Here is a 12,801-nt window from a genome sequence, read left to right as displayed (position 1 = left end):
CAGCACCATGTCCCTATTCAGTTTCATCTTCGAACACATCAGCCAGCAGCAGTTTCTGAGTGAGTACTTCGATCGCGCCCCGCTGCACATAAAAGGTGCCAAACAGAAATTCTCCAACCTGTTCGACATGCAGGCCTTCAATCAGATTCTCAACAGCAACACGTTGCTTTACCCGAAGGTACGCATCACCAATCACAACAACACCATCCACAAATACGACCTCATCGATGATGTGGACCGCTACGCCAACAATCAGAACAACACGCTGAACAAGAAAAAGATGCTGCACGCGATCGCCCGTGGGGGCACGCTGGTGTTCGACAATATCCAGCAGCACAGTCTGCGACTGGAAAACTTCAGCGACGCACTCGCCTCGGAACTGAACACGCGCATCAGTATCAACGGCTACTACACCGCCGCTCATCAAAGCGGCGTCAACCCTCATTTCGACCGGCATGATGTGCTGGTGCTGCAAACCCACGGCAGCAAACGCTGGTACTACCGCAACGACCAGCATGTGTTGTCCAGGGCTATCCGCCATCAGGCCGTTCCGCTGATCGACGACGATGCCACAGGATGGTCTTCGGTCCTGCTCGAACAGGGCGATGCCTTCTACTGTCCACGCGGCCTCTGGCACTTCACGCGCACCGAAGCGCAGCACTCGTCTCACCTGGCGGTAGGGCTGTACCCGCTGACGTTGCGGGAGTGGCTACTGCGCCAGGAACACGACGAGAACTTTGCCACGCTGCTGGAAAGCTACGTGCGCCGCCCCTTCCAGGCGCCGGTCTCGCCCATCGAATCAGCGCCGGTGCAGACACTGGTCAATCATCTTCTTGCGACCGCACAGGAAGATCTCGATCTCGACCTGCAGGCACGCCCTTATCTCGAGCTTGAATGATGGAACAGTTTTACTTCGTCCTGACCGAACGCTGCAATCTGGCCTGCAGCCACTGTATCCGGGACTCTTCGCCCTATCGCGACGAGACCGCCGAAAAGACCATGATTCTCGATGCGCTGTCGCAGATACACCGGGACCATGCAGACAGCCTGGTCCTGCTGACGGGTGGAGAACCGACGCTGCATCGGCATTTCGAGAGCATTCTGCAGAACAGTCTTTCGCTCGGTCTGCAGACCAAGATCAACAGCAATGGCGTGACGCCGTTCTACAGAAAGCACACCCTCAAGCCATGGGCCGAGCATCCATCACTGTCGGTACAGATTTCCCTGGATGGCAGCGAAGCCGAACATGACCGGGTGCGCGGCGTCGGCACCTACAAACGAGCGCTACGTACACTCGCCAACCTGCGGGCAGAAGGTATTTCGTGCAGTGTATCGGCGACCGTCATCAACCTCGACTTCTTCGCGCGAATCGAACAATTCATCCAGCCACTGGATGATCTTGGCCTGAGCCATATCGCGATCAAACGGGCAACCTATGCCGGACGCGCCTCATCAGGCATGGAAATCTGCAGCCAAACATGGAATCAGCAGGTCTACGCCCTGCGCCAACAGCGCTACAAAACCCGCATCCTGGCGTTTCCAATGTACGACTTCCACCGGCTGCAAGCGTTGGGCGACGAGGCCATAGCCGAACTTGGCAGAACCATCACGACAAAGAACTGCGGTGCCGCAACGGCCAAAGTCTACATCTACCCCAATGGCGACGTGTGCTCATGCACGTGCTTCAAGGCCCACCCCATGGGCAACCTGTACCAACAACCGCTATCGGCCATTCTTGCCCGGCCCTTGCAGATCAAGGTCGAACATCCCACCTGCAAGAGCTGCCGCTATTTTCCTGTGTGCAATGGCGGCTGCCTGGGTAGCGGCTACCAGCATAGCGGGGAACTGGGGCAGCCTGACCCGCGATGCCCGCAGATTCAGGCGGGACGTCGTGAGATACCGCTGCTCAGTATCTGATGCCCGCCTGCCTCCCGAGCGCCTCAACGGCCCGATGGCGTCGAAGCGGGCTGACGCCTTGCCCGCAACGCCTCCACGGCATTGAACAGCAGCATGCCAGCCAGCATTGCCAGCAAGAACAGCCAGGCCTGCCAATAGCCACCACTGAGCAGCACCAGCGCAGGACCCGGGCACACGCCGGCAATGCCCCAGCCGATACCAAAGACCAGGCTACCGCCAACCAGCCGACGATCGATGTCACGCCGGGTGGGCAACAGCATCCTGTCTCCCAGCAACGCCACGTCGTGTCGACGTGCCCAGGTCATGGGCAGCAAGGCAGCGCCGATGGCCCCGACCATCACCAGCGCCAGCGACGGGTCCCATTGCCCGGCAAGGTCGAGAAACCCGAGCACCTTCTCGGGGTTGGCCATCCCGGACAGCAACAGCCCCATGCCGAACAGGAGGCCTGCCGTGAAACCGCTGATCCACTTCATGTCAGGCTCCTGTCAGCACATGCCGAACGACGTAGACGGTGGCGAAACCCGTCGCCATGAAGCACAGCGTGGCCACGGCCGAGCGAGGCGACAGGCGCGACAGGCCGCACACCCCATGGCCGCTGGTGCAGCCACCGCCGTAGCGGGTGCCCAGGCCTACCAGCAGCCCGGCAGCCACGAGCGACCACGACGTCACGGTGAAATGGACCGGAGGCATTGCCGAGAACACTTGCCACAATAGCGGCGCGGCGATGATCCCCAGCAGGAACGACACTTTCTGTCCGCGCCCCTCGTCTGCACGCTGCAACAGCGAGCCGAGCAGACCGCTGATGCCGGCGATACGCCCATTGGCCACGGCGAACAGCCCGGCGCCCAAGCCGATCATGGTGCCCCCTGCCAATGCTGACCACGGTGTGAAATCGGTCATGGTGATCTCCTGATGATGAGGGGGGATTGTGACATGGTAATACCGCCCCCCGGCAATCGCGCCCGGGGGAATGCCATTGAAGCCCCCTGCTCGCCCTCCTGGATGTCGAAACCCCGGCAGCCCGCCCCTTCGCGGACGCCCGACAAGGATCGCCCGGTGATCGTGGCACCGGGCGATACGTTGTCTCCATGACGTTACCCGAGGGCGCACGCAGGCGCGCCCTCGTTCGGTCTTCCCTGTCAGAACCGGTATCCCAACCCCACCGTCAGCATGTGCAGCTCGCCGCCCGCCTCGACCCCTTCACTGGCGCCCTTGCCCTTGGTGATGTGCCGGAAGTCGTGCATGTAGGCGCCGGTGACCTCCAGTTGCTCGGATACCTGGTAGGTGAACCCCAGATGCGCGCTCCTGGGCTGGTTGCAGGGGGCGATGGCGATCAGCGTGGCTTCGCGATCGGGCACCTGGTGATTGGCCAGGGACACCCCGGTGCGCAGTTGCAGGCGCTCGCTGTACCGGTAGTTCACGCCGAACCGGAAGACCTGCTGGTCCCGCCAGCCGAAGCCCGGCCCATTGTCCGCACCGGGTGCGCCGCCCTCGGTCAGCGAGTTGGACAGGGCCCTCTCGCGGCTCCAGTCGATCCACAGGTAGTCGAACACGAAGGTCCAGGGGCCGCTGTCGTAGGCCAGCCCCAGGCCCGCTTGCTGGGGCATGTTCAGGCGGCCGTTGGGAATGATGTCCTCGTGGGCATCGAGTTTCTGGAACCAGACCGGCGTCGAGTAGGTGATACCCAGGCGCAGCCCGGGTGCCAGCGTCCCCAGGTAGCCGATGCCGAGGCCCACGCCGAGGGCATGATCGCGGTCGTTGGTCGCCCCGAAATTCTCCAGGCCGTGCAGCATCAGGCTCTGATAGCCCAGCTTGAGCGACAGGCCGACGTAGTGGCCCGGCTGGAACTCATAGGTGGCGGTGGGCGCGATCAGCATCTCGGCCAGTTCGGACTTGACCTTGGACGTCCCGAACGTCGGGATCGACTTGCCATAGTCGATACCGGCGCCATAGCCGGAAACCGACACGCCCAGGGTGACATCCGGGCGGTACTGGTAGTTGGCGCCGAAGCCTGGCACGAACACCAGGACATCATCGCTGTTCTCCGCGCCATGGACATCGGAGCGCAGTTGCCCCGCCGTGGCGGTCAGGCTGCCATCGACCCGCGAGCCGACAGCGCCCATGCCCGCCGGGTTGTTGACCGCCGCCAGCGAGTCCGTGGGGTTGGCGATGGCCGCCCCGCCCATGCCCATGGCCTGGGCGCCATAACCCGCGTACTGGGGGCCGTTGGAAGCGCCTGCCGTGGTCGCCACCAGCAAGGGGCAGGCGAGCGTGAATTGCACAAATCTGTTCATGACCCTGGTTCCTTGTATTTGTTGTGTTCAGGTCAGTCGGTACGGGCCTGCGCCGGGCACAGCGCGGCCCGGGGCGCCTGCCGCCAGGCAGGCACCAATGGATGCACGCGATCAGGTAGTGGCGAGCGGGGGCTTCAGTACCCCCGCCCGTACTCAGCCGCCGGGGCTACGGACGGCCCGCGCCCTTGCCGATGGCAACGCGGGTGGTGAAGATCGTGGTCTCGGTGCGCAGATTGACCATGGCGTCGAAGATGTTGTCGCCATCGACCCTGGTCGCGACCAGGAACAAGGTCTTGCCATCCTCGCCGCCCAGCGTGCTGGCCACGCACTCGTAGCCCGGCATGGGAATGCGGTCGGTGACTTCGCCTTGCGCGTTGATGCGCATGAACTGCTCGGCGCGCAGCATGCTCAACCAGATGCCGCCTTCGGCGTCGATGCTGATGCCGTCGATGCAGCCACGCTTGCGCGCGCGGTCCTCCGGCGAGGGAAACAGCTGCGTCAGGTCCAGCAGCACCCGGCGGTTCTCCAGCCTGCCGTCGACGATATCGACCGCGCTGAGGCGCTCGGCGAAGGTCTCGACGAACACCAGGGTCTTCTGGTCGGGGGTGATCACGATGCCGTTGGGGAAGTTGCAGTCCTCAACGCCGACCGAGACCTTACCGTCAGGCTCGACGATGACGATGCGCCCCGGCTTGAGCGCTTCGCCTTCGAAGACCCGGGCGCCGACATCGTCGACGTAGATCCGGCCCTGCTGGTCGATGACCATGTCGCCGACGTAGCCGGTGAAGACATGGGAAAGGTCGGCATGCAGTTCCAGCCCGGTGGGGGTGTGGCGATACAGCCGCGCCTCGTGCATCGAGCTGAGGATCAGCTCGCCATTGGGCAGGAAGCCCATCCCGTTGGGCTTGTTCGGCATCAGGGCGATGACCTTCTGGTTGCCGGCGGCGTCTATCGCGTACACCTTCTTGCCCAGCATGTCCGAGATATACAGCGTGCCGTCGCGCCAGCGCGGGCCTTCACCGAAGTACAGACCGCTGGCAAGGACATTCAGTGCGTATTGTTTTTGTTCTACCGACATTTCGCATACCACCTCTGGTTGTGTTGTCTCGTATGCGGCGGCCCGGACCGGGCCACCGCGCTCAAACGATTTCGAACAGTCCCGCGGCCCCCATGCCGCCGCCGACGCACATCGACACCACCGCATAGCGGGCCTTGCGCCGCTTGCCTTCGATCAGCACATGGCCGACCTGGCGCGCGCCGGTCATGCCGTAGGGGTGGCCGATGGCAATGGCGCCGCCGTTGACGTTGCAGCGCTCGGGGTCGATATCCAGCTGGCGCTGGCAGTACAAGGCCTGGCAGGCGAAGGCTTCGTTGATCTCCCACAGGTCGATGTCCTGCACCCGCAGGCCGTGCTGGCGGAGCAATCTGGGAATCGCCAGCAGCGGGCCGATGCCCATTTCCTCGGGTGCCAGCCCCGCCACGGCCATGCCGCGATACAGCCCCAGCGGCGCCAGACCGCGCGCGCCGGCGAAGCGCGCATCGACCAGCACGCAGGCGCTGGCACCGTCGGACAGTTGGCTGGCGTTGCCGGCCGTCACGCTGCCGCCCTCGAGCACGGGGGCCAGGCGAGCGAGGCCGTCGAGGGTGGTCGAGGGCCGGTTGCCCTCGTCCTGGCGCAACACCACCGCCTGCAGATGAACAGCGCCCGACGCCTGGTCGACGATCCGTTGCCGGGTGCTGATCGGCACGATCTCGTCCGCGAAACGCCCCTCGGCCTGGGCGCGGGCGGTGCGCATCTGCGAGTGGTAAGCGAACTGATCCTGCTCCTCGCGGGAAATGCCGTACTTGCGCGCCACGAACTCGGCGGTGTGCAGCATGGGCATGTAGGCGTGGGCAGCCGCCTGGACAACGGCCGGGTCCTGCTCGTCGGCGACCCACTGGAAGTAGCGCTGCTGCACGGCGGAAATATTCTCCTGCCCGCCCGCGGCGACCACGTCCATGCCATCGACGATGATCTGCTTGGCGGCCGTGGCGATGGCCATCAGCCCCGAAGCGCACTGGCGGTCCAGCGTCTGGCCACTGACCGAGGCGGGCAGCCCGGCGGCGAACACGGCATTGCGCGCCAGGTTGGAGCCGGCGGTGCCGGCGGCCAGGACCGTGCCGATGAGCACATCGTCGACCCGCTCAGGCTCAATGCCCGCGCGCTCCACCGCATGGCGCAGCGCGTGGCCCATCAGGGTCGGCGACTTGATGTCGTTCAGCGCACCGCGTCCGGCCTTGCCGATCGGCGTGCGTGCGGTCGAGACGATCAGCGCTTCACGCATGGCCGCCCGCCTCCCGCGCCGGATAACGCCCGCTGAGCAAGGCGCCGGCACCGGGCACCAGCGGCTCCAGGCCCAGGTGGTCGAGCATGCGCCGCACCGTGCACACCGCGGTCGAGGTCACGGGGATGCCCAGGGCATCCTCGGCTGCCTGGATCGACGGCAACGACTGCATCTGCACACAGGCCGACAGCACCACCACATCGACGCCGGTGGTATCGAGCCGTTTCACGTCTTCGAGCAGCAAGGCCGGGTCACGCCGGCCGACCTCCAGGTTGTCGGGGATCTCGAAGGCGATCGAATCGACCACCTCGATGCCCTCGCTCTCGATGTACTCCACCACCCGGTCGCACAAACCGCGCATATAGGGCGCCAGCAATGAGATGCGCCGGGCCCCCATGATCTTCAGGCCTTCCACCAGGGCGCCCGCCGAGGTCATCACCGGGGCGTCGCAGTGGTTGGCGCGGGCGATGGCCGTCAGCTCTTCCTGGACCTGGCGGTGATAGCCGTTGCCCATCGCCATGATCGCCACCAGGCAGGCCGTGCTCATCACGTCCACCCGGGCATCCGCCAGTTCGGCGGCGCAGCGCAAGGCCTCGCGGTTCATCGCCTCGAGCTCCTCGCGCGTCACCTTGTGCATGCGCATGCGGCTGGCGTGGAAGGTGAAGCGTTCAGGGCGGACCTGCTGGCGCGCATTGAGCATCGCCGGGATTTCCGTCTCCATCGTGGTGTTGGAACTGGGCACGATCTGGCCAATTCGATAGGTCGCGGTCATGGCCGGCCCCCTTCGTCAGTCATGTGGCGTTGCAGGGATTCGCGCAACGGTTGAGGAACAGGCACCGCACTGCGCGCCTGCGGCTCGATGCAGATCGGAGCGAACACCCCTTCGAACGCCAGCCGCCCGTCAGGCAGGTAGGCATGGGCCAGCAGGTCGAAGCTGCGCTCGCGTATGGCACCCACGCGGATCCTGATGTCGACCACGGCATCCGGCGCCAGGCTCACATGAAAGGTCAGCGCCATGTGCTTGCAGGGCAGGCCGACACGGCCCTCCCCCTGGGCTCCCGGCCCCCAGCCGATATACCGGTAGAAGTGCATGACGGCACCGATCAGGTACTCGCTGAAGCGCCCGGTGAAGGCGACCCCGGCGGGGTCGCAATCGATCCAGCGCACCGTGCGCCGCACCGTGAACGGCTGGTGTGCGACGACGATTTCCGCGCTCTCGTTCATGCCGGGCTCCCCACATTGCCCAGGCGCGCCATCAGCTCCGGGTACTCGCGGCGCAGGCGCTCGTCATCGACACGGCCAGTGCGGGTCATGAACTGGTAGACGAATTGCTCCGCGCTGTAGCTGTCCATCCAGCGCGCCATCTCCTCGTACCAGAGGTAGGAGCGTTCCGAGGCGCGGATGAGCTTCTGCTTGCCGGGCTTGTGGTTGCGCTCGTAGGCCGCCAGCCCCGCCGCGGCATCGCCGGCGCAACCGAGCAGGGCCTTGGCCAGGGCGATGGAGTCGTTCATGGCGATCCGCGTGCCGGAGCCGATGGAAAAGTGCGCACTGGCCAGGGCATCGCCCACCAGCACATGGCGGCCGTGGGTCCAGTGCGCATTGCGGATTACCGGGAACTGACGCCAGACCACGCGGGCGTTGCCATCCAGCAGCGGCGCGCCCTCCAGTTCCGGGGCGAAGATCTTCTCCATCAGCACCTGGCGCTGGGCATCGCTCAGGCTGCCCAGGTCCAGGCGTTGCCAGGTGGCATCGTCGCACTCGGCGACGAAGGTGCTCATTTCATCGCTGTAGGCGTAGTAATGGGCCACGAAATGCCCGCCCTGGTATTGGCGGAACACCAGTGCCGAGGCGTCGAACACCTTCGGCGTGCCGTACCAGGCGAAATGGTTGCCCAGGGTGCGGCTGGTGGTGCCGAAGCCCTCCTCGAAGGCGCGCCGGACCACCGAGTTGATGCCATCGGCGCCGACCACCACATCGGCATCGTCCAGGCCGAAGCGGGCCAGGTCCGCCAGCCCCTCGATGCGCTGGCGGTAATGCACCACCACGCCGGCCGCCTCAGCCTGGCGCTCGAGAATCTGCAGCAGCGTCAGCCGGGGGATCGCCCCGCCCTTTACCGGCAAGCGGATATCGATAGGCGTTTCCGCCTGCACGATGACCTGGTGCTCATGCTGCCGGGTGGCGGCACAGAGCGCGTCATAGGAGGCCTGGTCGGCGTCGCGCAGCTGTTGCAAGCCGCTGTCGGCCAACACTACTCCGAAACCGAAGGTGGCATCGGCGGCATTCTGCTCGATGACTTCCACCTGCCATTCAGGCGCGCCACGCTTGAGCAGCAGGCCCAGGTACAGGCCCGACGGGCCACCACCGACAATCGCGATTTTCATGCTTGCTCTCCCCGGCTGATCCGCAGCCGATAACGGTCGAACTCGCTCACCTGGCCAACGAAGCCGCCAGTCAGCGCGGCGTTCCACAAGGCCGGCACGAAGCCCAGTTGCTTGCGCTCGAAGACCAGCGCGTCTTCGGCAGTGATCTTCCAGTAGCCGTTGCCGAGTTTTTCCCGCTGCACGCCCGGGGCCTGCCCGGCCGCCTCGACCAGCGGCGAGAACTCCGGTGCATCGAGGACATACAGCGCAAGGGCCTCGCTGGCCTGGGGATCGATCCCCAGGGCCTTGGCTTTCCAGACCTGGTCGATGCTGGTGAAGGCGCTGCGCCCAACCTCCAGGCCATCCTCCAGGGCCATGGCCGCCTCGAGGGTGCGGCTGGCATCCTCGGCGTCCAGGGCGTCCATTGGCCGTTCCTGAATGGTGATTTCCAGGTAGTAGCCATTCGGGTCGTTGAAGTAGATCGACTCGATGAGTTCGTGACGGATCTGGAAGATCAGCGGGATGCCCTGGCTTTCCAGGCGATCACGCCACGCCAGCAACTCCTCGCGGTTGTCGACGCGCCAGGCCGTATGGGTCGCCTCGAAGCGGTAGTCGGCCACCGGCCGGGTGTAGTCCGGCTGCTCGGTGTTGATGTAGTAGAAGAAGGCAATGGTGCTGTGGTTGCCGCTGTCGAAGAAAAAGTGCAGGAAGTCCGGATGGTTGGACGGTCCCCAGCCGCGCGCCGAGATCGCGTGGACGAGCGGCAGGCCGAGTTTGTCGCGGTAGAATTCCACCGTCTCGCGCAGTTTCCAGGTAGGCCTGGCGCTATGATGGACACCCTTGAGAACGGGCTGCTTTACCATGTGAAGTGCTCCTTTGAACGGTGTTGAGTTCACTTGCCTGCCTGTTCACGCTCGACATTGGCCTTGACCTGCTCGCGCAGTTTTTCCTTGCTGAGCTTGCCGGAAGCGGTCAGCGGGAATACCTCGAGCACCTCGATGCGCTCCGGCCACTTGAACTTGGCCAGGCCGTAGTTCTCCAGGTAGGCACCCAGTTCGGCGACGCTGGGCGCGGCAAAGCCATCGCGCAGGACCAGCGCGGCGCACAGGCGCTCGTCGAACACCGGGCACGGATAGCCCACGGCCGCCACGGCAGCCACGGCCGGGTGCCCGGCGATCGCCAGTTCGACTTCCTCGCAATTGATCTTTTCGCCACCGCGGCTGACCAGGTCCTTCAGGCGACCGCAGAAGACGTAGTAGGTCTTGCCGTCGATCAGCCGGGTGTACATCAGGTCGCCTGAGCGGTAGTAGCCGTCGCGGGTGAAGGTCTCGCGGTTGCGCTCCTCGGCCCGGAAATAGCCATGGATGGTGTACGGCCCCTTGAACGCCGGCTCGCCGATCTCGCCGGGCGCGGCGTCCTGTTCGGTGCCCGGCACCAGGATGCGGATATCGTCCCAGACTGACACCGGCCTGCCGTTGGTGGTGTCATGGGCCTCGGCGGGATCGTCCTTGTGGCCGAACATGATCACCCCCTCGGTGATGCCGAAGACGTTGTGGGTGCGTACGCCCAGGAGCTTCTGCAACTTGGCGGCGCTGTTGGCGACCAGCACGCCGCGGGCATTGGCCAGGTCGACCCGGCCATCCTGGATCGCCGATTCGAGGCGGGCGATGATCGGGCCGCCGAGCATCAGCCAGGTCGGCCGGGTCGAGGCGATCAGCGAGATCAGGGTGTCGGGCTGCAGATCGGGGGTCACGGTGACCGTGCCACCGGTCATCAGGAAGGGCCCGAAGCAGCAGCCCATGTTGAGGTTGTGCACCATCGGCTGCGGCATGAACAGCACGTCGTCGGACCGGTAGTCCAGCCAGCGGGCGACGGCGCGCATGTTGTAGAGGTATTCGTTGTGGAAGCGCGGAATGATCTTCGGCACCCCGGTGGTGCCGCCGGACAACTGGTAGACCGCGACCTGGAACGGATCCAGATGCACGTCCTGCAGCAGCGCCTCGGCCTGCGCCAGGTCGAGGCTGTCGACCAGGGCGTCCTGGTGCAGCACCCCCTCCTCGGCCGGGCCGCGGACCTGCATGATCAGCCGCAGCGATGGCGTGGTTTCCTGGATCTTGCGGGCAAAGCCGATGCTGTCGAACTTCGGATCGTCGCCCTGAACGATGTGCAGCCGGGCCTCGGCGAGGTTGGCCAGGTAGCCGATTTCGCGCTCGCGGTGCGCCGCCAGGGTGCAGATCGGGATCAGCCCGGCCTTGAGGCAGGCGAAGAAGGCAATGATCAGCTGTTCGCTGTCGCGCAACTGGAACACCACGGCATCCAGCGGTTGCAGGCCCTGGCGCAGGAACGCGCCCGCCAGGCGGGTGGAGCGCTCTTCCAGCTCGCGGTAGGTGATGCGCAGGCCGGGGCCCAGCAGGGCTACGTTGTCAGGGTACTGGCGGACGATCGCACGCAGGCCGTCAGGCAGGGTTTCGAAGCCCAGCACACCCTCGTCCAGGTAGCGATCGAGTTCGCTCTGCCTGGGGTAGACCACGCCTGCAATAGGCGCGGCGACATGGCGCAACGGCTCGCCGACAGCGGGGGAAGCAGAAGAGGAAGAGGCTTGAGTTGTTGTAATTGTCATGACTGCACGCTCTGGGTCGTTAGAAGGTGTCTTGAAGCCAGCGGCCGAGGTGTTCACCGGCGATGAGCTGCCCGCTCACCTCGCCCTCGTCGAGGGCCTGGCCGTGATGGTTGCCCCGGGCGCGATAGCGCTCCTTGCGGGTGGCCGGAATCGCCTCGTAGATGGCATCCGCGTCTGCCGGGAACACGCAGTTGTCGCCGGTGTACTCGATCAACAGCGTGGGCTGCTCGATGGCACCCGCGCACCTGGCCATGGAGGCGTTCGAGGACAGGCCGGACCAGGTCGACAGCCACGACTCCGGCGTGACCGTACGCCCGAAGCCGACGCTGCCCAGGTTGGAAATGAACGGGTCGCTGCCCCAGAGCGAACCGACGTAGCGGTCGGACGGGTCGAGCGAGGTGTCCCAGCAACGCAGGTCGGCATCGGTGCGCCAGACCTGGAAGATCGGCCCATGGCTGGCCAGCGCCTTGTCCGCACGGCTGCCACCCGACTTGAGGCGCTGCCGCGCCGCCTGGCGCTGCTCGACCAGGTGCCGGGCATAGGCATCGATACGTGCCACGCGCCGGCGCTGCGCGGCCCGGTAGCGCTCGATGAAGCTGGCGCTGTAGCGGGAGGAGTCAGGCGGCAGACGGAAGCCATTGGCCTCGCTGAACGGATCGAGTTCCGCCTGGGTCGAGAACGGGTCGGCCTCGTCGTCGACCGAGGGATCCAGTGCATTCATCAGCAGGACACCCTGGCCAGGGTGCGGCGACACCAGGGCGATGCCATCGGCGGGCACAAGGTCCGCGCTGTCGAAGCGGGTAGCACGGCCTGCCGGCGTGTGGGTGATGCGCTGCTGCGGCGCGCACAGCGCCTGCTGGTTGTAGAAGGCGAACAGCCCCGCCCCGCCCGAGTTGCCGAGCTGGACGATGGTCTCGAAGCCCATTTCCCGCAACCTGCGCATACCGGCGGCAACGTCGTAGAGCGCGAACTCGTGTTCCAGGCGCAGGTCGTTGCCGATCGAACGCGCGCCCTGCACCCAGCACGCCCAGCCGGCATCCAGTACATCCGGGACCAGGTAATGGGTAACCACCAGCTCGCGGGGATGCATGATGAACACCACCTTGCGCTCCCCACCGCGGGAGAACAGCACGCCCAGGGCACCCTGGCCATCCTCGGTAAGCAAGGGGCAAGGCGTCGAGCTGAAGGGCTCGAGCATGCGTTCCGGGCGCCAGGATGCACCCCGCAGCCCTGCGGTGACTGCCACTTTCTTGTTGTTCGAATTAGCCACGACGGGCCCTCCTGCC

At 65.3% G+C, this 12,801-nt stretch carries 13 protein-coding genes; 2 read left to right on the top strand and 11 right to left on the bottom strand.

The window, feature by feature from the left end:
- The first annotated feature begins 7 nt into the window (after positions 1–7).
- Both RTI28_RS20145 and RTI28_RS20140 read left to right on the top strand, forming a co-directional pair.
- On the top strand, positions 8–898 hold the full coding sequence (locus RTI28_RS20145; RefSeq protein ID WP_316922052.1) for a JmjC domain-containing protein: 891 nt from the start codon (positions 8–10) through the stop codon (positions 896–898).
- On the top strand, positions 898–1,917 hold the full coding sequence (locus RTI28_RS20140; RefSeq protein WP_316922051.1) for a radical SAM/SPASM domain-containing protein: 1,020 nt from the start codon (positions 898–900) through the stop codon (positions 1,915–1,917). Before RTI28_RS20145 ends, RTI28_RS20140 begins: the two co-directional genes overlap by 1 nt.
- A 23-nt stretch (positions 1,918–1,940) precedes the next feature.
- On the opposite strand, the gene RTI28_RS20135 is transcribed toward RTI28_RS20140, so the two are convergent.
- From RTI28_RS20135 to RTI28_RS20085, 11 genes are all read right to left on the bottom strand, one after another.
- On the bottom strand, positions 1,941–2,390 hold the full coding sequence (locus tag RTI28_RS20135) for a DUF6691 family protein (protein ID WP_316922050.1): 450 nt from the start codon (positions 2,388–2,390) through the stop codon (positions 1,941–1,943).
- Between the two features lies 1 nt (position 2,391).
- Complete coding sequence (locus RTI28_RS20130) at positions 2,392–2,817, bottom strand: YeeE/YedE family protein (protein WP_316922049.1); 426 nt, start codon at positions 2,815–2,817, stop codon at positions 2,392–2,394.
- A gap of 239 nt (positions 2,818–3,056) precedes the next feature.
- Positions 3,057–4,211 carry an OmpP1/FadL family transporter gene (locus RTI28_RS20125; RefSeq protein WP_316922048.1) on the bottom strand — a complete coding sequence of 385 codons (1,155 nt, stop codon included), beginning with the start codon at positions 4,209–4,211 and terminating at the stop codon, positions 3,057–3,059.
- A gap of 166 nt (positions 4,212–4,377) precedes the next feature.
- Positions 4,378–5,289, bottom strand: a complete 912-nt coding sequence (locus tag RTI28_RS20120; RefSeq protein ID WP_316922047.1) for an SMP-30/gluconolactonase/LRE family protein — start codon at positions 5,287–5,289, stop codon at positions 4,378–4,380.
- 61 nt (positions 5,290–5,350) lie between these two features.
- Positions 5,351–6,535: an acetyl-CoA C-acyltransferase gene (locus RTI28_RS20115; protein ID WP_316922046.1), complete on the bottom strand. Its 1,185-nt coding sequence runs from the start codon at positions 6,533–6,535 to the stop codon at positions 5,351–5,353.
- Entirely contained in the window at positions 6,528–7,307 is a 780-nt protein-coding gene (locus RTI28_RS20110; RefSeq protein WP_316922045.1) for an Asp/Glu racemase, read from the bottom strand. Before RTI28_RS20110 ends, RTI28_RS20115 begins: the two co-directional genes overlap by 8 nt.
- Positions 7,304–7,759: an acyl-CoA thioesterase gene (locus RTI28_RS20105; protein ID WP_316922044.1), complete on the bottom strand. Its 456-nt coding sequence runs from the start codon at positions 7,757–7,759 to the stop codon at positions 7,304–7,306. Before RTI28_RS20105 ends, RTI28_RS20110 begins: the two co-directional genes overlap by 4 nt.
- Positions 7,756–8,916, bottom strand: a complete 1,161-nt coding sequence (locus tag RTI28_RS20100; protein ID WP_316922043.1) for an FAD-dependent monooxygenase — start codon at positions 8,914–8,916, stop codon at positions 7,756–7,758. Before RTI28_RS20100 ends, RTI28_RS20105 begins: the two co-directional genes overlap by 4 nt.
- On the bottom strand, positions 8,913–9,758 hold the full coding sequence (locus RTI28_RS20095; RefSeq protein WP_316922042.1) for a VOC family protein: 846 nt from the start codon (positions 9,756–9,758) through the stop codon (positions 8,913–8,915). Before RTI28_RS20095 ends, RTI28_RS20100 begins: the two co-directional genes overlap by 4 nt.
- A gap of 29 nt (positions 9,759–9,787) precedes the next feature.
- Complete coding sequence (locus RTI28_RS20090; RefSeq protein WP_316922041.1) at positions 9,788–11,515, bottom strand: AMP-binding protein; 1,728 nt, start codon at positions 11,513–11,515, stop codon at positions 9,788–9,790.
- A 19-nt stretch (positions 11,516–11,534) separates the two neighbouring features.
- Positions 11,535–12,785, bottom strand: coding sequence for an alpha/beta hydrolase (locus RTI28_RS20085; RefSeq protein WP_316922040.1), 1,251 nt, complete (start codon positions 12,783–12,785; stop codon positions 11,535–11,537).
- Between the last annotated feature and the right edge of the window lie 16 nt (positions 12,786–12,801).

This window comes from Pseudomonas sp. zfem002 (assembly GCF_032621685.1).
Taxonomy (GTDB): Bacteria; Pseudomonadota; Gammaproteobacteria; order Pseudomonadales; family Pseudomonadaceae; genus Aquipseudomonas; species Aquipseudomonas japonica.
This window is presented reverse-complemented; position numbering and strand designations above follow the sequence as displayed.